At 31.5% G+C, this 24,440-nt stretch carries 25 protein-coding genes; 8 read left to right on the forward strand and 17 right to left on the reverse strand.

Going from position 1 to position 24,440, the window contains the following annotated elements:
• Positions 1-10: 10 nt before the first annotated feature.
• From ACEWL1_RS04455 to ACEWL1_RS04510, 12 genes are all read right to left on the reverse strand, one after another.
• Positions 11-2,533 carry a TonB-dependent receptor gene (locus ACEWL1_RS04455; RefSeq protein WP_409232075.1) on the reverse strand — a complete coding sequence of 841 codons (2,523 nt, stop codon included), beginning with the start codon at positions 2,531-2,533 and terminating at the stop codon, positions 11-13.
• A gap of 218 nt (positions 2,534-2,751) precedes the next feature.
• Complete coding sequence (gene pgi / locus ACEWL1_RS04460) at positions 2,752-4,323, reverse strand: glucose-6-phosphate isomerase (protein WP_409232076.1); 1,572 nt, start codon at positions 4,321-4,323, stop codon at positions 2,752-2,754.
• Positions 4,324-4,334: 11 nt separating this feature from the next.
• Complete coding sequence (locus tag ACEWL1_RS04465) at positions 4,335-5,615, reverse strand: peptidoglycan DD-metalloendopeptidase family protein (protein WP_409232077.1); 1,281 nt, start codon at positions 5,613-5,615, stop codon at positions 4,335-4,337.
• 42 nt (positions 5,616-5,657) lie between these two features.
• Positions 5,658-6,434 (reverse strand): DUF3108 domain-containing protein, encoded by a 777-nt coding sequence (locus ACEWL1_RS04470; protein ID WP_409232078.1) that lies wholly within the window; start codon positions 6,432-6,434, stop codon positions 5,658-5,660.
• Between the two features lie 97 nt (positions 6,435-6,531).
• The gene (locus ACEWL1_RS04475; protein WP_409232079.1) at positions 6,532-7,452 is read right to left on the reverse strand and encodes a tryptophan 2,3-dioxygenase family protein; all 921 of its coding nucleotides are present in this window, start codon (positions 7,450-7,452) and stop codon (positions 6,532-6,534) included.
• A gap of 53 nt (positions 7,453-7,505) precedes the next feature.
• Positions 7,506-8,669, reverse strand: a complete 1,164-nt coding sequence (gene hppD, locus ACEWL1_RS04480; RefSeq protein ID WP_409232080.1) for a 4-hydroxyphenylpyruvate dioxygenase — start codon at positions 8,667-8,669, stop codon at positions 7,506-7,508.
• A gap of 168 nt (positions 8,670-8,837) precedes the next feature.
• Positions 8,838-9,074 (reverse strand): four helix bundle protein, encoded by a 237-nt coding sequence (locus ACEWL1_RS04485; RefSeq protein WP_409232081.1) that lies wholly within the window; start codon positions 9,072-9,074, stop codon positions 8,838-8,840.
• Positions 9,075-9,101: 27 nt separating this feature from the next.
• Entirely contained in the window at positions 9,102-10,259 is a 1,158-nt protein-coding gene (locus tag ACEWL1_RS04490; protein ID WP_409232082.1) for a homogentisate 1,2-dioxygenase, read from the reverse strand.
• Positions 10,260-10,460: 201 nt separating this feature from the next.
• Complete coding sequence (locus ACEWL1_RS04495; RefSeq protein WP_409232083.1) at positions 10,461-10,790, reverse strand: 2Fe-2S iron-sulfur cluster-binding family protein; 330 nt, start codon at positions 10,788-10,790, stop codon at positions 10,461-10,463.
• Between the two features lie 67 nt (positions 10,791-10,857).
• Positions 10,858-11,913: an NAD(P)/FAD-dependent oxidoreductase gene (locus ACEWL1_RS04500; protein ID WP_409232084.1), complete on the reverse strand. Its 1,056-nt coding sequence runs from the start codon at positions 11,911-11,913 to the stop codon at positions 10,858-10,860.
• A gap of 62 nt (positions 11,914-11,975) precedes the next feature.
• Positions 11,976-12,212, reverse strand: a complete 237-nt coding sequence (locus ACEWL1_RS04505; RefSeq protein ID WP_409232085.1) for a NifU family protein — start codon at positions 12,210-12,212, stop codon at positions 11,976-11,978.
• Between the two features lie 6 nt (positions 12,213-12,218).
• Positions 12,219-13,349: an Mrp/NBP35 family ATP-binding protein gene (locus ACEWL1_RS04510; protein WP_409232086.1), complete on the reverse strand. Its 1,131-nt coding sequence runs from the start codon at positions 13,347-13,349 to the stop codon at positions 12,219-12,221.
• A 201-nt stretch (positions 13,350-13,550) separates the two neighbouring features.
• Between ACEWL1_RS04510 and ACEWL1_RS04515 the strand changes: the two genes are divergently transcribed.
• Positions 13,551-14,861: a Fic family protein gene (locus ACEWL1_RS04515; protein ID WP_409232087.1), complete on the forward strand. Its 1,311-nt coding sequence runs from the start codon at positions 13,551-13,553 to the stop codon at positions 14,859-14,861.
• On the opposite strand, the gene ACEWL1_RS04520 is transcribed toward ACEWL1_RS04515, so the two are convergent.
• The 3 genes from ACEWL1_RS04520 to ACEWL1_RS04530 all read right to left on the reverse strand — a co-directional run bounded on the left by ACEWL1_RS04520 (position 14,856) and on the right by ACEWL1_RS04530 (position 16,147).
• The gene (locus ACEWL1_RS04520; RefSeq protein WP_409232088.1) at positions 14,856-15,188 is read right to left on the reverse strand and encodes an MGMT family protein; all 333 of its coding nucleotides are present in this window, start codon (positions 15,186-15,188) and stop codon (positions 14,856-14,858) included. The two genes, ACEWL1_RS04515 and ACEWL1_RS04520, sit on opposite strands and share 6 nt — an antisense overlap.
• A 65-nt stretch (positions 15,189-15,253) precedes the next feature.
• Positions 15,254-15,928, reverse strand: coding sequence for a tRNA (guanosine(46)-N7)-methyltransferase TrmB (gene trmB / locus ACEWL1_RS04525; RefSeq protein ID WP_409232089.1), 675 nt, complete (start codon positions 15,926-15,928; stop codon positions 15,254-15,256).
• A 9-nt stretch (positions 15,929-15,937) separates the two neighbouring features.
• Complete coding sequence (locus tag ACEWL1_RS04530; RefSeq protein WP_409232090.1) at positions 15,938-16,147, reverse strand: DUF6341 family protein; 210 nt, start codon at positions 16,145-16,147, stop codon at positions 15,938-15,940.
• Between the two features lie 212 nt (positions 16,148-16,359).
• Here ACEWL1_RS04530 and ACEWL1_RS04535 point away from each other — a divergent pair, with 212 nt between their 5' ends.
• Positions 16,360-17,115: a hypothetical protein gene (locus ACEWL1_RS04535; protein ID WP_409232091.1), complete on the forward strand. Its 756-nt coding sequence runs from the start codon at positions 16,360-16,362 to the stop codon at positions 17,113-17,115.
• Here the strand turns inward: ACEWL1_RS04535 and upp are convergent.
• Together upp and ACEWL1_RS04545 are read right to left on the reverse strand one after the other, a co-directional pair.
• On the reverse strand, positions 17,105-17,758 hold the full coding sequence (gene upp, locus ACEWL1_RS04540) for a uracil phosphoribosyltransferase (RefSeq protein ID WP_409232092.1): 654 nt from the start codon (positions 17,756-17,758) through the stop codon (positions 17,105-17,107). The two genes, ACEWL1_RS04535 and upp, sit on opposite strands and share 11 nt — an antisense overlap.
• 19 nt (positions 17,759-17,777) lie before the next feature.
• Positions 17,778-18,809, reverse strand: coding sequence for a glycosyltransferase family 9 protein (locus tag ACEWL1_RS04545; protein ID WP_409232093.1), 1,032 nt, complete (start codon positions 18,807-18,809; stop codon positions 17,778-17,780).
• 209 nt (positions 18,810-19,018) lie between these two features.
• Here ACEWL1_RS04545 and ACEWL1_RS04550 point away from each other — a divergent pair, with 209 nt between their 5' ends.
• The 6 genes from ACEWL1_RS04550 to ACEWL1_RS04575 all read left to right on the forward strand — a co-directional run bounded on the left by ACEWL1_RS04550 (position 19,019) and on the right by ACEWL1_RS04575 (position 24,328).
• A complete protein-coding gene (locus tag ACEWL1_RS04550; RefSeq protein ID WP_409232094.1) occupies positions 19,019-19,885 on the forward strand; it encodes a YicC/YloC family endoribonuclease in 867 nt (288 codons plus the stop codon).
• A 94-nt stretch (positions 19,886-19,979) separates the two neighbouring features.
• Positions 19,980-20,564: a guanylate kinase gene (gene gmk, locus ACEWL1_RS04555; RefSeq protein WP_409232095.1), complete on the forward strand. Its 585-nt coding sequence runs from the start codon at positions 19,980-19,982 to the stop codon at positions 20,562-20,564.
• 73 nt (positions 20,565-20,637) lie between these two features.
• Positions 20,638-21,219: a nicotinate (nicotinamide) nucleotide adenylyltransferase gene (nadD, locus tag ACEWL1_RS04560; protein WP_409232096.1), complete on the forward strand. Its 582-nt coding sequence runs from the start codon at positions 20,638-20,640 to the stop codon at positions 21,217-21,219.
• 47 nt (positions 21,220-21,266) lie between these two features.
• Entirely contained in the window at positions 21,267-22,136 is an 870-nt protein-coding gene (locus ACEWL1_RS04565; RefSeq protein WP_409232097.1) for a M23 family metallopeptidase, read from the forward strand.
• Positions 22,137-23,633 (forward strand): GH3 auxin-responsive promoter family protein, encoded by a 1,497-nt coding sequence (locus ACEWL1_RS04570; protein WP_409232098.1) that lies wholly within the window; start codon positions 22,137-22,139, stop codon positions 23,631-23,633.
• A gap of 137 nt (positions 23,634-23,770) precedes the next feature.
• A complete protein-coding gene (locus ACEWL1_RS04575) occupies positions 23,771-24,328 on the forward strand; it encodes an MOSC domain-containing protein (protein ID WP_409232099.1) in 558 nt (185 codons plus the stop codon).
• Positions 24,329-24,440: the final 112 nt, after the last annotated feature.

A 24,440-nucleotide genomic window follows, 5' to 3' on the forward strand; every position in this document is an offset into this window, starting at 1 on the left:
ATTCTGTTTTTTAAAATTTAATTTTTGCACTAAGGCTAAAAGTTCTACCAGCTCCATACCACACTAATGGATCAGAAGCATCTAAAGCATCAGAAATATATTCTGTATTGAATAAGTTGTTTACACGTGCTGTAAAAGTTGTGTCAAAATCACCAATCTTGATACCATGACGTAAACTTGCATCAAATAAGTGATAGTCTGGTGCTTTCCAAGTATCAGAAGGAGTTGTTGTTGCTCCGATGTAGTTTAAAACATTTACTTGAGCATACATGTCTCCAAAATAGTTATAATCAAATGTCAAACTTGTTTTGTCCCAGAATTTGTAATTTAAACCTAATGCAGCAGTAGTTTGAGCCGCATCAGAAACACGCAATCCTTTAATTGGTAAATTAACAGTATCTACTTGATTTTGGTTGTCATCAAAAATTGGAACATTATCTAAGTCATTATTCCATTTCCAGTTACCTAAAGATGCCATTCCTGTGAATGTTAAATTGTCAGAATATCTGTAAGTATAATCAATTTCTAACCCTTGGTGTAATGCATTAACTCCTAATAAGTTTGCAATAAAATCTGGACTTGTACCAATTCCTTGAACAGTTCTTGTAAATGTTCTATCGTTCCACTCAGTTCTATAAACGTTTACGTTAGCTCTAAGTTTTTCAGTTCTAATTCCGTATCCTAACTCAACACTAAAGATTTTTTGATTTTCAGCATCAGCATTAATGTGATCATTATCAAATCCTTGGAATACCGCATCAAAACCAGCTGCTTTTTCAAAGTAACCAATGTTAGCAAATACGTTATGTGTATCGTTTAATCTGTAGTTCAAACCTCCTTTTACACCGTATCCGAAAAAGTTATACTTATCTGTTGCGTTGTTTGCAGGTGTGTATTGAAAATAATCTACTCTTCTATAAGATGTATTAGATCCAGAAACAGAAATAAATGCAGAAATATTATCTTGGTCATACTCTAATTGAGTAAAGAAACCTTGCCATCCTACTTCACCATCATTAAAGTAAGAGTACTTGTCTCCAACTTTTAATGCTGCGTTTGGGTTATTAATGTCGCTGTTGTCAAAGAAATACTGACCTCCTAATAAATCTGTAACCTCTCTAAAGTGTTTTCCTGTGTAAGATCTAAGATCTATACCAGCAACAAAATCTAAACTACTAGATAATTTTGTTTTAAAAGTAGATAATATTCCGTACCAGTTATGGTCGTTTCTTGAAGCTCTTAAAATTGCCTCAGAACCTAAAGCTCCGTTTCCTTTATTAATGTTAACAATATTGTCTAAGTTTACAGGTTGGTCATTACCACCTAAACGAACATTGAATAAATCAGTGTTTGTTCCAGCAGTTCCACCACCACCACCAGTACCAAATGATACGTACATTGCAGTAGATAAACTTGTGTCATCACTAATTGTCCAGTAATGGTTTAAAGATGTTTGAGACTTATTGTAAAAGTTGTCTTCAATATGAGTTACTTGACCATTTTTATACCCCCAATCTGGGTTAAATTTGATTCCGCTTTGAGCATTTCTATAAGTAGAAATTGTACTTCTGTTTTGTCTTTGTCCGTGTCTTTGTGGAGACCCAAAAGTTGTGAATGCTAATTTATGTTTGTCGTTAAATTGCTTAGAAAAGTTTACAAAGTAATTGTATCCGTCAAATTGTGTTCCATCAACATATCCTTCACCTGAAGTTTTAGATAAAGAAACAGTAGCAGCAAAACCACTATCCATCAATCCTGTAGAAACAGTAGCTCCAACTTTTTGGTAACCATCGTTTCCATGTGTCATAGAGATACTTCCTCCTTTATTAATATCTGTTGTTTTAGAAACAATGTTGATTGTTCCACCAATAGATGGTACCGCAACTTTAGAAGCTCCTAACCCTCTTTGAACCTGCATTGCAGAAGTTACGTCAGAAAGCCCAGCCCAGTTAGACCAATAAACTCTACCGTTTTCCATATCGTTAACAGGTACACCGTTAATTAATACAGCTACGTTTTCTGAGTTAAACCCTCTTAAAGAAATTCTTGAATCTCCAAATCCACCACCACTTTTTGTAGCATAAACTCCTGGAGTTGATTTTAAAATTTCAGGAAATTCTTGAGTTCCTAATTTTCTTTCAATATCCGCAGCTTTAATTGTAGAAACCGCAACTGGAGTTTTTCTATCAATAGCGAAAGATGTTGCAGTAACAACAATCTCATCTAAAACAGAACTGTCTTCAGTTAATTGGATTGTTCCTAAATTTGATTTAGCTGAAGAGAAAGATATTTCCTTTTTGTTGTAACCAACAAAAGAAACTATAATTACTCCAGAATTTGAATCTGCAGTTAGCGTAAAGTTTCCATCAAAATCGGTAGAAGTACCATTTTGTGTTCCTTTTACCATAACACTTGCACTTGGCAAAGGTTGGTTGGTTTCATCAACTACTTTCCCAGTTATTTTGGTTTGACCAAAAACAGCAGCTGTTGCAAAAAACAACACTACTAATAATAAATTTTTAAAATTTTTCATTTTGAAATTTTAAGTTATTAAATGTTTTGCAAAAATCCTGAATTTTTACAGTTGTAATGTTAATTTAATGTTAAGTATTAACATAAAATTAAGACGGTACAAATTAGTGAAATAATGTAAAACAGCTTGTAAAATAGCTTATTAAATATCAACAAGGTTGTTAACAATAAGGAACGTAAATGTTAAAAATTCTAGATTGACTCTTTTTGAATAAAAAATTAAATTTTATTTAGGTGTTTGTTAGCTAATTCTTTGCCCAACTCTACTCCGAATTGATCAAAACTAAAGATGTTCCAAATAACCCCTAGAACAAAAACTTTATGTTCATACAGTGCTATTAATTTACCTAAAGAATTTGGAGTTAATTTTTCAATTAAAATAGCAGTACTAGGTTTGTTGCCATGAAAAGTTTTATAAGGAAGCAATGTAGAGATTTCGTTAAGGTGGTTATTGAACTTTAAATCTAAATGCACTTCTTCTGCCGTTTTACCAAAAGCCAATGCTTCAGTTTGTGCATAAAAGTTGGCCATTAACTTTTTGTGATGTTCTGTTAAATCCGATACTGATTCTTTAAAACCTATAAATTCTGTCGGAATTAACTTTGTACCTTGGTGTATTAACTGCATAAAAGCATGTTGCATATTCGTGCCTACATTTCCCCAAATGATTGCACCTGTTTGATACTCAATTTTATTTCCGTCTCTATCTACACTTTTCCCATTACTTTCCATGCTTGTTTGTTGTAGATATTCAGGAAGTTTTTTTAAATAATGAGAATAGGGTAAAATAGCTTCGGTTTCGCATCCAAAGAAATTATTGTACCAAATGCTAATTAAAGAAGAGGTTACTGGAATGTTTTGTTCAAACGCTGTGTTTTTAAAATGTGCATCCATTTCTGATGCTCCGTTAAGCAAAGCTTTGAAATTTTGAAATCCAACTGAGAGACTTATTGATAAACCAACAGGGCTCCATAAAGAAAATCTACCTCCAACCCAATTCCACATAGGAAAAATATTCTTGGTGTCTATTTCAAATTCAGTGGCCTTTTTTATGTTTGATGAAACAGCTACAAAATGTTTTGCAATGTCTTTATTGGTTGCTGATGTTAAAAACCATTCTTTTAGTGTAGTTGCATTTGTAAGGGTTTCTTGCGTGGTAAATGTTTTAGAAACTATTACAAACAATGTTGTTTCTGGGTGTAGTTTTTTGATAACTTCAGAAATATGATCTCCATCAACATTAGAAACAAAATGCATATTCAGATGGTTTTTGTAAAACTGTAAAGCCTCAACAATCATATCTGGACCTAAATCAGAACCGCCAATTCCGACATTAACAACATCTGTAATAGGTTTACCTGTGAAACCTTTCCATTTGCCCGAAACGACCTTGTCAGTAAAAAGACTCATTTTATTTAATGCAGTCTTAATTTCTGATTGAATGTTTCTGTTTTCAACTAGAATTTCTTTAGCTGAATTATTTCTTAATGCTGTATGTGAAACGGCTCTTTTCTCTGTGGTATTTATAATGTCGCCAGAGAAATATTTTTCTATGGCATCTTTTAAATTAACTTCATTGGCCAACTCTATTAACAAATCTAAGGTTTCTTGTGTAATTCTGTTTTTAGAATAGTCTACATTAAAATCATCAAAAGAAAGTGAAAGATCAGAAGTTCTTGTGGCATTTTTTTTAAAGAATTCTTTTAGGTGAATGTCTTTTATATCAGCAAAATGCGAAGTTAACTTTCTCCAAGCATTGGTTTTAGTTGGGTTCGTATTTTTTAATGCCATTTGATTTATTGTTAATCTTTAGAAGTGATGTTGTTAGAATCCATTTTTAAATCTAAAGAATTATAATTATTAATGTTTTCTAATTGTTCTTTTAAAGGAATGATATGTGTTAAAAAAGTTGGTTTTAAACTTTCTTTTAAAGGTGCCGCTGCAGGTAATTTTTGTTTAAAAGGGTCTACTTGTTTTCCGTGTTTCCAGAATCGGTAACAAACATGATTTCCACTACTGCTTCCGGTTGAACCAACAAAGCCAATAATGTCTCCTTGTTTTACAAATTGCCCTCTTTTTACATTTCTACGACTCATGTGTAAATACTGAGTGGTGTATGTGTTGTTGTGTTTTACTTTAACGTAATGTCCGTTTCCTCTTTTTCTATATGCAGATTCAGTTACTACTCCGCTAGCTGTTGCCATAATTGGTGTGCCATAATTAGCGGCAAAATCTGTTCCTTTATGCGCTTTTACTCTTCCGTATAGTGCAATTTTTCTTTTTAGATTATATCTTGATGATATTCTGTACTGAAACTTAATAGGCGATTTTAGAAATTGTCTTCGCAACATATTTCCTTCTTCATCATAATATTCTACAAGTCCTTTTTTTTCATCAGGTACAAATCTATAAGCATATAAATCTCTATTGTTATGCGTAAAAAGAGCTGCTTTGATTTCTCCATATCCAACAAAAGTCGAATCATCTATAAATTTTTCTTCATAAATAAGTTTAAATGTATCTCCTTTTTGAAGTTTAAAAAAGTCTAATGTCCAGGCATAAATGTCTGCAACTTTATTTGTTAAATTTGGGGTTAGATGCAAACTATCCATAGATTGAGAAAAACTAGAGTAAATTTTACCGTGTACTTCTTTTTCTATTGTTTTAATTTCTTTTCTGTATTTAAAACTATGGATGATAGAGTCGTTAAATTCTACAATAGTTGCTACCGATTTGTTGTTTTTGTAAATAAAAATTTGCGCTTTTTCTGTTGAGTCTTTAGCGGCTAAAATAGTATATGGTTTTCCTGCTCTTACACGTCTAACATCAAAAGTATCTTTAATTTTTGATGCAATTTTATTAATTATTGGGTAATCTACGTGATGTCGGTCTAAAATTACTCCAAAACTTTCCCCTTTTTTAATGGTGTCATTTATTACTTTATAATCGTTTAGCTTATAACCATATTCATAAACTACTTTTGGTTCGGGTATTGTTTTAATTTCCTCAATATTTTCAGGAGTGTCCTCTTTACAAGAATTAAAGACGATGAGTGTTATTAAAAGAAATAGTATTTTTTTCAAAAGAAGTAAATTTTATACGAGACTTAAACGCAAAAATACAATTTAATCGTATATAATTTTAAAAGAATTTGCAAGACCTTTATAGGCATCTAATTCTGCTCTTAAAGACCCAACTGCTAAAGAAGCTTTTAGTTTTATAGGTATTTTGTTTTCATCTGCAGTAATCCAAATCGTAAGGCTTTCGTTTTCTTTAAAAACCCTACCAGCTTGTACCATTGGTCTAAATTTTAAACTCTTAATTTTTCCAAAACTTGTTTTTAATATTTCTTCCCCTAAATAGAGTAATTTAAAAGGATAAATTTGAGAATCCATAAACATATCTAAAGCAATTTCATCACCAACTTTTAAGTCACTAACATCTTGATTTCTTAGATAGTAAAATGAAGACATCATGTCTTGTACGTTGTTGATATCAAAAGTCTCAGTCGTTTGTAATTTAAAATCTAAAACAGTAGCTTTTTTGGTTTCGTAATTAAATTTAATTTCTCTGTTTATTACATAACCACCTTCGTTAATATTCCGTTTAAAAACATAAGGTTTAATAGTTTCTTTATCAAAATAAGATTGGTAGGTGTCATCAACATCAAAAAACCATTTTATAACTCCGGTTGTCCAACCTTTTCCAGTAACATGAAACACTTCTTTGCCTTTAATTGTATCTGTGTCTACAGTTAATGTTGCATTTCCAGCTTTCAAAAAACCGCTATAACTCATTTTATAACGAAGCCATTCTCCTTTTTTAAAAACGGTGGTTTTTTCTTGGGAAGAGGAATTAAGTACAATAAAAAATGCAATAAAAAGGAAAGTAATTTTTTTCATATTCTCAAACATATAAAAAAGGAATGACAATAGCTATTCCAAAAACAAAAAAGCTGCTTGATTTCTCTTACAGCTTCCGTTAAATAGTTCATAATTTTTATAAAGTTCCCCAGTTTTTAAGCTCCTCTTCAGACCATAAATAAGGGAAAAAGATTCTTCGTTGATATTTTGGATGCATGTATTTTCGCCAATTACTTCCGCCAGTAGCTTCCAAATCTTTATCGCCACCGCCTAAATACTTTCCTGCCGCATTGTAATGAGCTAAAACCCATTTAACATTAACAGTATAATCATAATGACGCATTGCTTTTATCAATTCTGGTTTTTTTTGCACATCTTCAGGAAGTTGTTTGAACTTTTTAGACAAATTACATTCGTTATAATCTTCCATAAAATCGATAAAATCTCCCATGTATTTTTTTTCAAACAGTTTTATCAAGATTGATTTTTCTCCGGTTTGATGATTTTTCCCTGCAGCTTGCCAATACAAATGTTCAAAAGCATTTCTAAAAGAGGAATTCCGATCAATGGTATCTCTGTATCGTACATCAATTAAATTGATGAGTTCTGTAGAAGCAAATTCAATTTTACGGTATTGCGCACTTTGAAATCCGCTTGCAGGCGCCAATGTATTTCTAAATTTTAAATATTGCTCAACGTCCATTCCTTCTCCCATCACGCTAAACGAATTACATAGCATGTCAAAATACCTGCTAATCCGCATTAGGTGTTTTGAGAATTTTTCTGCTGTAATTGGTTTTTTTGATAATGATATTTGGTCAATTTCCCACAAAACCATTTTAAACAACAATTCATTTACTTGATGATACATAATAAAAACCATTTCATCTTTTTCTGTGGTTCTCGGAATTTGCAATCCCAATAAAGCATCAGTTTGTATATAATCCCAATAGGTAATTGGTGTGCTGTGTAACAAACCCTCCAACATGGTTTCTAAAGGAACGCCAAGCTTTTCGTATTTCTGCTCTATGGCTTTTAATAAATCGTCTTTTTTCATGTTATTCTTGTTTTCCTGCAAGGTTTTAAAAACCTTGCAGGATATTAGAAGGTTTACAGCGTTCCTCTGTTTGCTTGTTCTCTTTCAATAGATTCGAACAATGCTTTAAAATTACCTGCTCCAAATCCACGAGCTCCCATTCTTTGAATGATTTCAAAAAACAATGTAGGTCTGTCTTCTAAAGGTTTTGTAAAAATTTGCAATAAATACCCTTCTTCGTCAGCGTCAATCATGATCGATAATTTTTGCAATTCGCCGATATCTTCTTTCATCATATCTCTGTGCGCTCCTAATCTATTTGGAATATCGTCATAATAAGCCTGTGGTGGTGGTGGTAAAAACTCAATTCCGCGTGCTTTTAACTGACTCACAGTTTTGATGATGTCATCTGTTGCAACGGCAATATGTTGTACACCAGCTCCTTCATAAAAATCTAAATATTCTTCAATTTGAGATTTTTTTGCTGCTTTTGCTGGTTCGTTAATTGGAAATTTTATTCTTCCGTTTCCGTTAGACATCACTTTACTCATCAAAGCAGAATATTCTGTATGAATTTGTTTGTCATCAAAGGATAAAAAGTTTTCGAATCCCATTACATCTTCGTACCATTTTACCCAAACATCCATTTGATTCCAACCCACATTACCAACCATATGATCAATGTATTTTAATCCAACTGGTGTCGGATTGTAGTCAGATTCCCATTTTCTAAAACCAGGCATAAATGTTCCATTGTAGTTTTTGCGTTCTACAAACATGTGTACTGTTTCTCCGTACGTGTAAATTCCTGCTTTTACAATTTCTCCATGTTCATCCGTTTCTACCGTTGGTTCTAAATACGATTTTGCGCCACGTTTTGTAGTTTCTTCATACGCAGATCTTGCATCATCAACCCAAAGCGCAATTACTTTTACTCCGTCTCCATGTTTTACAATATGATCGTTAATAATCGATTTACTGTTCAACGGAGTCGTTAAAACCAAACGAATTTTGTCTTGTACCAACACATAACTTACCGAATCTCTAGATCCGGTTTCTAGTCCTTTGTACGCTAATGATTGAAACCCGAAAGCGGTTTTGTAAAAGTGCGCAGCTTGTTTTGCGTTTCCTACATAAAACTCTACATAATCTGTTCCTAACAATGGAAGGAAATCTTGTGCTCCTTCAAATATTTTTTCTAAACCGTAGTTTACTGATTTTACTTCTTTTTTGCTCATGTTGTTTTATATTAGAGAAGAGGGGTTAGAAAATAGAAAAAAGACTGATTAGAGTTTGTTTTGAAAACTCATGGTCATTTTTTGAAATTCTTGAACCTTTTTCAATGTTGTTAAATTTTCTTTTGAAATATATTTTCTTTTAAATGCTATTATTAATTGTGTTTTAAGTTAGAATGAAGAATTTAAAGCAATGTCAATAAAATGAGAAAAAGATTTATCTGTTCTTGAAGAGCCTTCTGCAATATTACTTGGAGTAGAAATAGAGCATCTATTAATTTGAGAAATTAATCCAAATTTTTCTTTCTTCGGGAAATCACTCGTAATTTTAAAAACATCATCTACAATCTCAATCCCTAAATTCCAAACTTTAAGATTCTTGTAATTATGTCTTTTTCTAACGCTCATAATCTCTTTTCTTGATTCTATCTTCGTCTATTCGAGCCAGGATTTAAAATAATCTTCATCTGCAATCTTCATTGCTTCTTCAGTAACTTGTAATGGTTTAAAAGTGTCAACCATAACCGCTAACTCTTCTGTTTTTGTATGACCAATACTTCTTTCTGTTGCACCTGGATGCGGACCATGTGGAATTCCGGCTGGATGCAAAGAAATATGACCTTGATCAATATCGTTTCTGCTCATAAAATCGCCATCTACATAATACAAAACTTCATCTGAATCAATATTGCTGTGATTGTATGGTGCAGGAATTGAATCTGGATGATAATCATACAAACGTGGTACAAAACTGCAAATCACAAATGCATTGGTTTCAAATGTTTGATGTACTGGTGGTGGTTGATGAATTCTACCTGTAATTGGTTCAAAATCGTGAATTGAAAACGCATACGGAAAATTATAGCCATCGTAACCAACCACATCAAAAGGATGTGAGGCATAAACCATTTCAATAATTTCGCCTTGTTTTTTTACTTTGATTAAAAAATCGCCTAACTCATTATGGGTTTCTAATTCTTCTGGACGTCTTAAATCACGTTCGCAAAAAGGCGAATGTTCTAACAGCTGACCAAACCAATTTCTATAGCGTTTTGGAGTATAAATAGGGTGATAAGATTCTACAATAAAAAGTCTATTATTTTCATCATCAAAATCTAGTTTGTAAATAATTCCACGCGGAATTACTAAATAATCTCCGTATTTAAAATCGATGTTTCCAAGATGTGTTCTTAGTTTTCCAGTTCCTTTATGAATGAAAATTACTTCGTCGGCATCTGTATTTTTATAAAAATACTCCTTGGTTGATTTTTTTGGGGCAGATAAAATAATGTTACAATCAGCATTTGTTAACACAACTTTTCTGCTTTCTAAATAATCGTTTTCTGGTTTTACTTGAAAACCTCTAAATCTGTATGATTGAATGTTATTTGCTTTTGCAATTTTTGGTGCAACAGAATATTGCTTGCGAATTTCTTTGACCATTGTAGGTCTATGTTCGTGATAACTGTTGGTAGACATTCCGTCGAAACCAATGGTTCCAAATAGCTGCTCGTAATATAAGCTTCCATCTTTTTTGCGAAACTGCGTATGTCTTTTTGGTGGAATTTTCCCTAATTTATGATAAAACGGCATTTTGTTAATGTATTAGTGAGTTAATAAATACAATGTAGCAATTTTCGTTCGCCGAATTGTTACATTTAAAAATTTATACATTTAATACTCATTCAGGATTGCGTTTTATCAAATGCTTTAAGTGTGACAATAAGTTTAAATACATTTTTTTAGAGCTTTTAAATTGATTGCTTTACAAATATACAGAAAGTCTTTGAAGTTTTAACTTTCTGGAGCTAATTCTACTTCTAAGCCATCCATTTCTGGAGTGATTTGAATTTGACAACCCAATCGGCTATTTTCTTGAACATGAAAAGCTTCTGCCAACATCATATCTTCGTCAATTCCTATTTCTGGTAATTCATGATCTGAGTTCACATAACACTGACATGATGCACACATTGCCATTCCGCCACAAACACCAATGGTTCCTTCTGGAGCTAATTCATAAGAACGAACCACTTCCATTAAATTCATCGCCATATCGGTTGGAGCAATAATTTCGTGAAGGATTCCTTCTCTATCAGTAATTTTAATTGTAACGTCTTTCATAGGGATTAGGTATTAGTCAAGTTTATTTTAAGGATTTTATGAAGCCAAAAATCATTCTTGCTATTTCTTAATTTATTTTCTTTACAACCGCTTTAGGAGCTTCTTTTCTCGTTCCGTCAAAACCATCAACACCGCCAACAGTGGTGTATTTCATTACATATTTTTTATCAGGAAAGATACGTTGATAGGCGCTTTGACACATTAAGGTTGCTTCATGGAATCCGCATAAAATCAATTTCAATTTTCCAGGATAGGTGTTTACATCACCAATTGCATAAATACCAGGAATATTTGTTTGATAATCTAACGCGTTATTAACTTTAATCGCATTTTTTTCTATTTCTAATCCCCAATTTGCAATTGGACCTAGTTTTGGAGCTAATCCAAAAAGCGGAATAAAATGATCGACTTCTAAAACAGTATCTTCTTCGTCTTTTTTAGAAATAACAACTCCAGTTACATGGTTTTCTCCGGTAATTCCTGTTATTTCTGCTGGAGTAATTAAATTAATTTTCCCAGCATCTTTTAATTCTTGTACTTTGTCAACAGAGTCTAATGCACCTCTAAATTCGTTTCTTCTATGCACTAAAGTTACAGATTTTGCAACATCTGTTAAAAAGATACTCCAATCTAAAGCAGAATCTCCACCACCAGCAATTACCACATTTTTATCTCTGTATAATTCTGGTTCACGAACCATATATTCGACTCCTTTATCTTCGAAGTTTGCAATATTTGGAATTGGAGGTTTTCTTGGTTCAAAGCTTCCTAAACCACCAGCGATTGCTACAATAGGTGCTTTGTGTTTTGTTCCTTTATTTGTAGTAACAATAAAAGAACCATCTTCTTTTTTTTCAATTGTTTCAGCGCGTTCTCCAAGTGTAAAACCTGGTTCAAACTGCTTGCATTGTTCTAGTAAATTATCTGTTAAATCGCCAGCTAAAATTTCTGGAAAACCCGGAATATCGTAAATAGGTTTCTTGGGGTAAATCTCTGAACATTGTCCGCCAGGTTGCGGTAATGCGTCAATTAAATGACATCTTAGTTTTAACAATCCAGCTTCAAAAACTGTAAACAATCCAGTTGGTCCAGCACCAATAATTAATATATCTGTTGTAATCATTTCTTTAAAAAAATCGTGTAAAAATAATGCTTGTAAAAACTCTAAAAGCTGATTTTTATCAGTTAGCTTACATTCACTACTTCTAGTATTTGTGGAGCATATTTTTTGATGGTTGCTTCAACACCATTTTTCAACGTCATTTGATTGACAGAACAGCCATTACAAGCGCCTTCTAATTGCACTTTTACAATTGAATTTTCGATAGATAATAATTTTATATTTCCGCCATCACTTAATAAAAAAGGGCGAATTTCTTCTAGAGCTTTCTCCACATTTGTAAGCGTTTCTTGTGCTGTCATAATTTTTTATTTTGTGCTACAACCACTCATCGTTGTAATTCTTACAACTTCTGTTGGTGGTAAATTTTCATTTCGTTTTACTAATTGAGATAGCATTTCTTTAGTAGTGTCAGAAAAAGCTTTTTCTAATGGTGTGTTTGTTTGCAATGCAACTGGATGACCAACATCACCAGATTCTCGAATACTTTGTACCAAAGGAATTTCTCCTAAAAATTGTGTGTTAATATCTTCAGCTAAGTTTTTTGCTCCGCCATTTCCAAAAATATAATATTTATTATTTGGTAATTCATCTGGAGTAAAATACGCCATGTTTTCTATGATTCCTAATACAGGAACATTGATGCTTTCTTGTTGAAACATCGCCACTCCTTTTTTAGCATCAGCTAAAGCGATATTTTGCGGCGTACTTACAATTATCGCCCCATTTATTGGCAATGCTTGTACGATTGATAAATGTACATCTCCGGTTCCTGGAGGTAAATCAATCAATAAGAAATCTAATTCTCCCCAATCTGCATCAAAAATTAATTGATTTAGTGCTTTTGAAGCCATTGGCCCACGCCAAATTACTGCTTGATCTGGATTTGTAAAAAATCCTAAAGACAATAATTTTACGCCATAATTTTCTACCGGTTTCATTTTAGAACGACCATTTACGTTTACTGAAAGTGGTTTTTCTTTTTCAACATCAAACATTAAGTGCATTGATGGGCCATAAACATCAGCGTCTAAAACACCCACGCTAAATCCCATTTTTGCTAATGTAATTGCAGTATTTGCGGTTATGGTTGATTTTCCAACACCCCCTTTTCCGGAAGCAACAGCAATAATGTTTTTAATATTCGGAATTTCTTTTCCTTTGATTTGATTTGGATTTTCTTTCTTAGGAACTACTGCTTTTACGGTTACTTTTACAACAATATCTTTGCTAACTTTTGAGCGTAACACGTTTATAATTTCGCTTTCTACTCTTTTTTTAGCTTGTAAAGACGGATTGCTGATTGTTACATCAACAAGTACTTCGTTTCCGAAAGTTACAACATTTGTAATGTTTTCATTTTCAACTAAACTTTTTCCTTCTCCGGGTGCTGTTATTGTTTCTAATACCTTGTATATATCTTGCTTTTTAAAGCTCATTTTGAAATATTAATTAGGATTAATTCTAAACTACAAATATAGTGTTTAGAGTTCAGATAATAAAGAAGTTGTAATGTGTTTATTGATGGAAGAATCAAAGAAACTTATTTGTAATTATTTCCTAGTTTTTAAAAAATTAGGAAATACTAGAATAAAACGTATATTTGTAGTTATTTGTAAATTTTATAAAAATTAGGAAATATGTTAGAGAAGGGACCTAGAGTTAGTCAATCAAAAGAAATGAAAGAATTAGATGTTATAAGAATAATGTCTTCAACATCAAGTACTTTTAAAAAAATTCAAAGTGAATATTTATATTGGGATAAAGTTAAATACTTAAATCAAGGAAATTTAACCTCAAGAATACTCTGGGGAACGGCAAAATTGGTAAGAGGGCTAAATAAGAAAATATTAAGCATAGGAACAAACATAAAATCTACACTTTATTTTTATAATATTAATGACTTTCTCCAGCAAAAACTCCATTATTTAGATTTCAATTTTGGAGCAGGCTTACAAAAAGAACAATTATTATCTGATTTAGAAAAACAACAATATTTAAAAAATGCTTTGATGGAAGAAGCAGTGTTTTCTTCAATGATAGAGGGAGCTACCACAACGCGTGTGAAAGCGAAAGAAATGTTGCGTAAAAACAGAAAGCCAAAAACGCATTCTGAACAAATGATATTGAATAATTTTAAAACTATTCAATTCATTAGTGATCATAAAGAAGATGAAATTTCTATTGAAAAATTGTTTGAATTACATCGTTTAGTCACAGAAAATACGTTAGAAGAAGAAAATGTAGGTGTTTTTAGAAAAAGTAACGATGTAAATGTGGTGAATGAAATTACAGGAGAAATTGTACATACACCCCCAAACTTTGAAGAGTTAAAGGATTTAATGAAATCGTTTGTAAGTTTTTTCAATAATAATCCCAAAGAAGATTTTATTCATCCCATCGTAAAAGCTAGTATTTTACATTTCTTAATTGGTTATATTCATCCTTTTGTAGATGGAAACGGAAGAACAGCAAGAGCTATTTTTTATTGGTATTTATTAAAAAATGGCTATTGGTTAACAGAATATTTATCAATTTCTAGAGTAATAATGAAAACAAAAACGCAATATGAAAAAGCATATTTGTACACAGAAATTGATGATATGGATGTGACGTATTTTATTCACTATCAAGTAAAAGTGTTAATGACGGCGTTTGAAGATTTGAAAAAATATGTTGCAAAAAAGAAAAAAGAAGAAAATAAATTGTCTAAATTTTTACAATTTGAAGGGATTAACGAACGTCAGGCTGAAATTTTATATAGAATTGAGAAAAAAGGAAATAAGTTTTTTACAATTAAAGAGGTTGAAAATATATTTTCGGTTACCAATCAAACGGCAAGGACAGATATTGAAATGTTAGTTGAAAAAGGCTTTTTAAAGAAAGTGCCAATCAACAAAAAAAGTTTTAATTATTGGAAAGGGGATAAGTTTGATAAAGCTTTTCTATAACTCTTCATTTGGGTTCCAAAACACTTTTGTAAACTCTTGAATTTGATTGTCAACAACAACAATTCCTTCGTTTTCTAGTAATTGTTGCATTAAGTTTGTGCCATCAAAATGATGTTTTCCGGTCAACAATCCTTTTCGGTTTACCACTCGATGTGCTGGAACTTCTTCCTTCTGATTGTGGGCATTGTTCATTGCCCAGCCAACCATCCTTGCAGATCTTGCTGCGCCTAAATAGGTTGCAATTGCTCCGTAACTTGTAACTCTTCCGTACGGAATTAACCGAGCGGTTTTATATACTTTTTCAAAAAAATTATCTGTTTTGTTCACACCGTGAAGATAGGAATTTCAATCAAATAAATTGAATCTACTTAATACTGTGCTAACGACTAGAATTATGAATAATTAATTTTAAATTGAATAAAAGTGATTGGTTTTCCTTTTTCTAAATATTGTTTTTCGTAAAAGGTTTGTGTGCCAATTACTTCTTCTGGAGAATACGTGTTTTTATACACATCGTGATTTGCATGTAAAATTTCATGCCCTTCGCCATGTAATAAACCTAAGGTATAGCCGTGCATAAACTCGCTATCGGTTTTTAAATTTACCACGCCATTTTCTTTTAAAATATGATGGTATTTTTTTAAAAAGGCTGAGTTTGTTAAACGGTGTTTTGTACGTTTGTATTTAATCTGTGGATCTGGAAAAGTAATCCAAATTTCATCAACTTCATTTTCTGCAAATAGTTCGTTTATCAATTCTATTTGCGTTCTAATAAAACCAACATTGGTTAAATTTTCTTCTAATGCAGTTTTTGCGCCACGCCAAAAACGCGCACCTTTAATATCAATTCCGATAAAATTTTTAGTTGCATCTTTCTGTGCTAAAGCAATTGTATATTCTCCTTTACCACAACCAAGTTCTAAAACAATAGGATTATCGTTTTTAAAAAATGTTTTCCATTTGCCTTTTAGAGAAAAACCATTTAAGATTTCTTCTCTTTTTGGCTGAACAACATTAGAGAACGTTTCATTTTCATGAAAACGTTTTAGTTTGTTTTTGCTTCCCAAAGTAACTAGTTATTCTTCAGAATCTTCGATTCCTTCTCTTTTAAAGCGAGCAGATTCTTTCATCCAGTATGCGAACAATACTAGTAAAACAATCATAAACAGCCAGTTTACTACGTTCGAAACCCACCAACTTAGATCGTTTAAACGCAATGCTTCAAAAGGAGCAAAAGCCCAATTAAAAAAATCACCAATTAATCTAAAAATATTGCTTGCTATCATAACTTAAGTATCTTTACATTGCAAAAATATAAAAACTAATTATGTTAGCCAATTTTTTCGGCAAATCAAAACCAGTAAATTTCATCTTAATTATAGTGCTTTTTTTAAGTTACTATATTTTAGATTTTATTGTGGCTAAAAACGTTGAGTTAAACTTAAATGATTTTTTCAGTTTTTTGTTAACTTTCCCTTTGTTTTTGGTGTTCTTCATTATGTTTAACTTTATCGTTTCTAAAAATAAATTAACAAAAGATAACTCGTATGCTTTTTTGCTTTTTGTAATTAGTTTAGGCTTTCTAGAATCTTTAATATTAGAATATTCGATTCTTATTGTTTACGTATTATTGTTTTTGTTTTTTAGAAGAGTGTATAGTTTACGAACCTTAAAGTTTGTGTTTCAGAAATTATTTGATAGCGGACTCTGGTTAGGTGTTTTATTTATATTTTCCCCATTATATAGTATCTATTTTATCTTGCTTTATGCAGCAGTTTTTTTGTTTGTTAAAATCACTATTAGAACTATTTTTATTCCGATATTGGGATTTGTAACACCCCTTTTTCTGTTTTTTACCTATCTTTTTTGGACGGAAGATCTAACAACTTTTTATCAATTATTTGATGTTGTTTTTACGATTGATTTTAGTTTTTACCAAACCAATTATTACGAATTGTTTTTATTATTATTCGCTGTTTTTACAAGTGTTTCAATAGTGTTAAGAACAGGAAAAATACTTTCAGTAAGCAATAGGTTTAAAAGAAGTTGGGTGTTGTTGTTACTCCATTTAGTAATTGCTATCGTATTTGTTTCCTTGGTAGAAAAAAAGAACGGAGTAGAAATCATTTCATTTTTAATTCCGTCTACAATTATCATAGCAAATTGGGTGCAATCCGTTCAAAAGAAATCAATAGTAAACAGTGTTTTGGTGTTGTTTTTACTACTTTCTTTTGCAATACATTTTATAGTTTAGATCCAAACGACAAATCGCCAGCATCACCTAAACCAGGAACTATATATCCTTTGTCATTTAATTCATTATCAATAGCAGCAATCCATAAATGCGTGTTTTCTGGAAAATGATTTTTGATAAATTCAATGCCTTCTGTAGCGCCAATTACACAAACGAGATGCAATTCTTTTGGGTTTCCATATTTCTGTATAGCTTCATAAACAGAAACTAAAGATTGACCAGTTGCCAACATTGGATCGGCTAAAATCAAGGTTTTATCATCAATTGATGGAGCTGCAAAATATTCTACAACAATTTCAAATTCTGCATCGTTATTTGGGTGATTTCTATAAGCCGATATAAACGCATTTTCTGCGTCATCAAAATAATTCAACAATCCTTGATGTAAAGGCAAACCAGCTCGTAAAATAGAACCTAAAACAATATCGTTTGTAGGTAAAAAACTATCTTTTGTGCCTAACGGAGTGGTAATATTTTTTGATGAATACTTTAAATTTTTACTTAATTCATATCCTAAAATTTCTCCAATTCTTTCAATATTTCTTCTAAAACGAAGCGAATCTTTTTGAATAGTAACATCTCTAATTTCTGCAATAAAAGTATTTAAAATAGAATTGGTTTCTTCCAAGTAATGAAGTATCATAAGTATTTTTTTAAGAATTTTAATTTAATATGGTTTCTATTTTTTTAATCACATTTTCTGGCAAAATGGTTCGCATTACATCTTCGTATCCGTCGCAAATTTTATTTCCATAAATAGAACACGGAATGTTCGGGTATTTCTCTAAATTTGGTAACATGCAATTTTCTTTTGGTTGATTAAAAGGTGCAAAACCTGCAAAAGGATGCGTTGCTCCCCAAAGTGTAATCGTCGGAATTTGTAACATTGCTGCAAAATGAGCATTTCCAGAATCCATTGCCAACATGCAATCTAAATGTGCAATTGCATTTAATTCTTCACTTAAATTTAATTTGCCAGCAAGAGAAATGCAATTTGGAAATTTTTCTTCAATTTTTGATAAAAGAGCAACTTCTTTTTCTCCGCCACCAAAAAGTAAAATGGTATAATTTTTAGATAATTCAGTAATTACTTTTTCCATTAAATCTAACGGATACATTTTAGCATCATATGCTGCAAAAGGCGCAATTCCTAACCACTTATTTTTCTTTTCTCCGATTAAATTGAGAACAGAATTTTTCAAATTCGGTTTTTCTAATTTGGTTGGACTTGAAATATCAACCGGAAAATCGAGTTTTCTAAAAACATCCGCAGAACGTTCGTGCGATGTTTTTAACTGTTTAAAAACTTTATTTGTTACTCTTGTTAAGGCTTTTTTCTCGCTTCTTCCTTTATTAATTACAGCAATTTTATTTGTAGAAAATTTAAAAAAACTACGCAAAATTTTAGAACGCAACACATTGTGTACATCCGCAATATGTGTAATGTTTAATTGCTTTAATTCTTTATATAATTTGTGCAAACCTAAAATGCCTTTGTGGGTGTTTGTTACATCAGCTGCGTAAAAATGTACATTCGGAATGTCATCAAACAACGGTTTTAAAAAAGATTTAGATAAAAACGTAATTTTAATTTCTGGGTATTGTGCAACCAAAGCTCTAATTACAGGAATTGTCATGGCAACATCGCCCATTGCAGATAATCTGATAACTAAAATATGTGTGTTTGTTTGCAAATTCTGTTGCTATAATTTCTAAAATGTAAAAATAACGAAAACAAAATAAGTTCTGTGGTTTTAGCTACGAATTCACAAATAAAACTAAAAATCCGTGTATTTGTGGATAAAATAAAAGTATGAATTTACCTAGCTTATTTACATTTTTAGCAAGAATGATTCCTTAAATATTTATGTACCTTTGCTGCAATATTTTAAAAAAGCATTGAATGATTCAATCTATGACTGGTTACGGGAAATCCGTATTACAATTGCCAACAAAAAAAGTGACGATAGAAATTAAAACGCTAAACAGCAAAAATTTAGATTTAAACGTTAGAATTCCGTCGTATTACAAAGAAAAAGAACTAGCAGTTAGAAAAAAATTAGCTTCTGGTTTGGTAAGAGGTAAAATAGATTTTTCTATTTATGTAGAAATGACTTCGGATGAAACCACAACAGTCATCAATAAAAATGTAGTTTCAGATTATATTCAGCAATTAAGAAACGTGTTGTTTACAAATGATAAAGAAGATGTTGAATTGCTAAAAATGGCAGTAAGAATGCCAGATGCGTTAAAAACAGAACGCGAAGAATTAGACGAAAATGAGTGGGAATTAATCAACACAAGTATTGATGAAGCGCTCAAAGAAACAATTCAATACAGAATAGATGAAGCTGCTTCTTTAGAGGAAGATTTTAAATTACGAATTTTAAACATCAAAAAATATCTGGATGAAGTACACGCTTTAGATGAAGAACGTATCAAAAATGTAAGAGAGAAATTGCAAAAATCGATTGCAGATTTAAAAGTAGAAATCGATGAAAATCGTTTTGAACAAGAGTTGATTTATTATCTAGAAAAATTAGATATTAATGAAGAAAAAGTTCGTTTAGGAAATCATTTAGAGTACTTTTTACAAGAGTTAGATAGCGAGGATTCTAACGGAAAAAAATTAGGATTTATCATTCAAGAGATTGGAAGAGAAATCAATACCACAGGATCTAAAGCAAATTTTGCTTCGATGCAAAAATCGGTGATTCAAATGAAAAACGAGTTGGAAAAAATTAAAGAGCAAATCTTAAACGTACTTTAAGCAAAGCTTTAAGTAAGCTGAACTTGTTTCAGCTTCTCATTATTAATAAAAAAAAGATGCTGAATCAGGTTCAGCACGACAAATAATAAATTATATGTCAGATTTTGAAGGTAAATTATTTGTTTTTTCTGCACCATCAGGTTCTGGTAAAACAACCATTGTTCGTCATTTATTAGCACAAGAAAAATTCAATTTAGAATTTTCTATTTCGGCAACCTCTAGAGAACCAAGAGGCGAAGAAGTACACGAAAAAGATTATTATTTTATGTCTCTAAAGGATTTTAAACAACATATAAAAAATGAAGATTTTTTAGAATGGGAAGAGGTCTATAGAGATAATTTTTACGGAACCTTAAAAAGTGAAGTAGAACGAATTTGGGCAAAAGGAAAACACGTAATTTTTGATATTGATGTTGCTGGTGGATTGCGAATAAAAAAGAAATTTCCAGAGAAAACTTTAGCTGTTTTTGTAAAACCACCAAGTATTGATGAGTTGAAAATACGTTTAAAAAAACGTAAAACAGAAAGCGACGATAAAATTAATATGCGAATTGCAAAAGCATCTATAGAGTTAGCAACCGCACCTCAGTTTGATAAAATTATTAAAAACTACGATTTAGATGTTGCTTTTAAAGAAGCAGAAGATTTAATGAGTGAGTATTTAGGAATACAAGAATAAAATAAAATTTAATGTCAGGTCGAGCGGAGTCGAGATCTTTCGACTCCGCTCAAGGTGACAAATCATTTTAAAAATGAATATAGGTTTATACTTTGGAACATTCAATCCAATTCATGTTGGACATTTAATTATTGCCAATCATTTGGTAGAAAATTCTGATTTAGACCAAATTTGGTTGGTGGTTACGCCACACAATCCTTTTAAGAAAAAAAGTACGTTGTTAGACAACCATCATCGGTTAGAATTGGCACATTTAGCAACAAAAGACTACGATAAAATTAAACCAACTGATATTGAGTTTAGTTTGCCTCAGCCAAACTATACAGTACATACCTTAGCGCACATTTCAGATACATATCCGCAACATTCTTTTAGTTTGATTATGGGCGAAGACAATTTAAAAAGTTTTCATAAATGGAAAAATTATGAAATCATTTTAGAACATCATCATTTGTATGTGTATCCAAGAATCTCTGCTGGAACCGTAGAAACGCAGTTTGATAATCACCCAAAAATTCATAAAATTGATTCACCAATAATCGAAATTTCATCAACACATATTAGAAACGGAATCAAAGAGAAAAAAAACATACAACCAATGTTAACTGAAGCTGTTTGGAAGTATATTGATGAGATGAATTTTTACAGAAAATAGTTTCCCTATTTTTTCGTTGTATATTTGTAATTCAAAGAAATAAATCTGTGGCAAAAAATAACAAAAAGAAAAGCAAGTTTAGACAACGAATAACCAATAAATTTAGATTGGTTGTTTTAAACGAAGACACTTTTGAAGAGCGCTTGTCTTTTAAGCTAACGATCTTAAATATCTTTGTGTTAAGCGGTGTTTTTTCTATAGTTTTAATCGCATTAACCACTGTTTTAATTGCATATACACCAATTAGAGAATACATTCCTGGATATGCTTCTACACAGTTAAAAAAAGATGCTTCAAGACTTTTATACGAAACAGATTCTATAAAAAACAGACTGCAATTAATAGAAAATTACACCAAAATTTTAATTCCGATTCTATCTGGTGATGACCCAATCACAGAAATAGATTTTGATTCATTAAAAAAAGTAAGCATTTCTTCAATTGATGAAAAAAAATTAGACGCTTCTAAAACAGATTCTTTGTTTAGAGAAAAGATAGAAAGTAAAGATCGTTTTCCTTTGTTTGATAAAGCAGAAAATAAAATAGACATGGTGTTTTTTGCACCTTTAAAAGGAAATGTTACACAAGATTTTAATATTACTGACAAACATTTTGCAATGGATATTGTCGCGGCTACCGGTACACCAGTAAAAGCTGTTGAAAATGGTAGAGTTATCTTTTCTGAATGGACTGCAGAAACAGGTTATGTTCTTATAATTGAACACGGAACAGGATTTATTTCTGTGTACAAACACAACGGAACTCTGTTAAAACAACAAGGCGATTTTGTAAAGTCTGGAGAAGCAATTGCAACAGTTGGTTCTACCGGGGAACTAACAACCGGACCGCATTTACATTTTGAATTATGGTATAATGGATATCCAGTAAATCCGTTGAATTATATAGATTTTAAATAAATGAGCCTCAAATCTATTTTTGCAATACCCTTTGCCAAACAAGCTACAAAGCAAGTTTATAAATGGGCAAAAAAACCACATAAAACTCAAGAAAAAGTATTTAAAAAATTAATTTCATCAGCAAAAAATACTGCTTTTGGGAAAGATCATGACTTCTCTTCCATTAAAAATTACGAGGATTTTAAAAACCGAGTAAAAGTTCAAGATTACGAAGGTTTAAGAGCATATGTTGATAGAATTGTTGCCGGTGAAAAAGATGTTCTTTGGAAAGGAAAACCAATTTATTTTGCCAAAACTTCTGGCACAACTTCTGGCGCAAAATACATTCCGATTACCAAAGAATCAATGCCAACACATATCAAAGCGGCAAAAAATGCGTTGCTGTTTTATATCGCAGAAAAAAAGGATGCAAGTTTTGTAAACGGAAAAATGATTTTCTTACAAGGAAGTCCAGTTTTAGAAACCAAAAACGGAATTCAATTAGGAAGATTAAGCGGAATTGTAGCGCATTATATTCCGCAATATTTATTGAAAAACAGATTGCCAAGTTGGGAAACCAATTGTATTGAAGACTGGGAAACCAAAGTAAATGCCATTGTAGAAGAAACGGTTGATGAAAATATGACGGTTATTAGTGGAATTCCGTCTTGGGTACAAATGTATTTTGAAAAACTCATCGAAAAAACAGGAAAACCTATTGCAGAGATTTTTCCAAATTTTAACTTCTTTGTGTATGGCGGCGTAAATTTTGAGCCGTATAAAAACAAGTTTGAAAGTTTGATTGGTAAAAAAATTGATTACGTAGAATTGTATCCAGCTTCAGAAGGATTTATCGCCTATCAAGATTCGCAAACAGAACCAGGAATGTTGTTGCAATTAAACTCAGGAATTTTTTATGAGTTTATTCCTGCAACAGAATTTTATGATGAACATCCAACAAGAATTTCATTAAAAGAGGTGGAAATGGGCGTGAATTATGTCATTATTTTAAATACAAACGCCGGACTTTGGGGGTATAATATTGGTGACACTGTTGAGTTTACATCAACAAAACCTTACAGAATTAAAGTTACAGGAAGAATCAAACATTTTATTTCTGCTTTTGGCGAACACGTTATCGGTAAAGAAGTAGAAAAAGCATTGAACGATTCCATCAAGGGAACCGAAATAAATATTAGTGAGTTTACCGTTGCTCCGCAAGTAAATCCAGAAAGCGGTTTGCCGTATCACGAGTGGTTTATAGAATTTGAAAACGAACCAAAAAGTTTAGAAGATTTTACAGCAAAAGTGGATGCTTCTATGCAAGCACAAAATATCTATTATCAAGATTTAATTGCAGGTAAAGTATTGAGAACGATGGTGATTAGAAAAGTAAAAAAAGGCGGTTTTCATGAATATATGAAATCGATTGGTAAGTTTGGCGGACAAAATAAAATTCCACAATTATCTGACAATCGAAAAATTGCAGATGTTTTACAAGATTTTTTGATTGACTAAACGAACTGTTAGTTCGAGTGAAATTCTTTTTTAAGAATTTTGTATCGAGAACAAACAACTTCTCGATACAATTTTCTTTTATCTCGACTCCGCTCGATATGACAGAAAATTGCTCAACCTGACAAAAAATAAATCACATGAAAATCATTTCAACAAACATTGGAGAGAAAAGAGAAATTGATTGGAACGGAAAAACCATAACTACAGGAATTTTTAAGTATCCAATAAAAGAACCTATTTTTTTAGGAACAGAAAATGTTTTAAATGATGAAATTTCTGATAGAAAACATCATGGCGGAATTGACCAAGCGGTGTATGGATATTCTTTAAAACATTACGATTATTTTAAAAAATTGCATCCACATTTAGATTGGCAACTAGGCATGTTTGGCGAAAACTTAACGGTAGATGATTTAGACGAAACCAAAACTCATGTTGGCGATACATTTAAAGTTGGCGAAACGATCTTAGAAGTAACTACCATAAGAACACCGTGTTATAAATTAGGAATTCGTTTTAAGGATAACAAGATTATAAAACAATTTTGGAATACAAATATGTGTGGCGTTTATTTTAAAGTGTTGCAAACTGGTTTTGTAAAAGCTGGCGATGTTTTTGAGCAAATTAAAAGTTGTCCAGATAACCCAACGATTGCAGAGTTGTATGTTGCTAAAAAAGTTGCGAAAGGAATGTAGATAAAAATCAAGTATGATTTTTTAATTCATAAATTGAATTCATGTTCCGATTATTCCAAATAAAATTATAGAAACATAATTTTTTTGTTATTAAATTGTGTTTTATTTTTAA

This window comes from Polaribacter gochangensis (assembly GCF_046224025.1).
Lineage (GTDB): Bacteria > Bacteroidota > Bacteroidia > Flavobacteriales > Flavobacteriaceae > Polaribacter > Polaribacter gochangensis.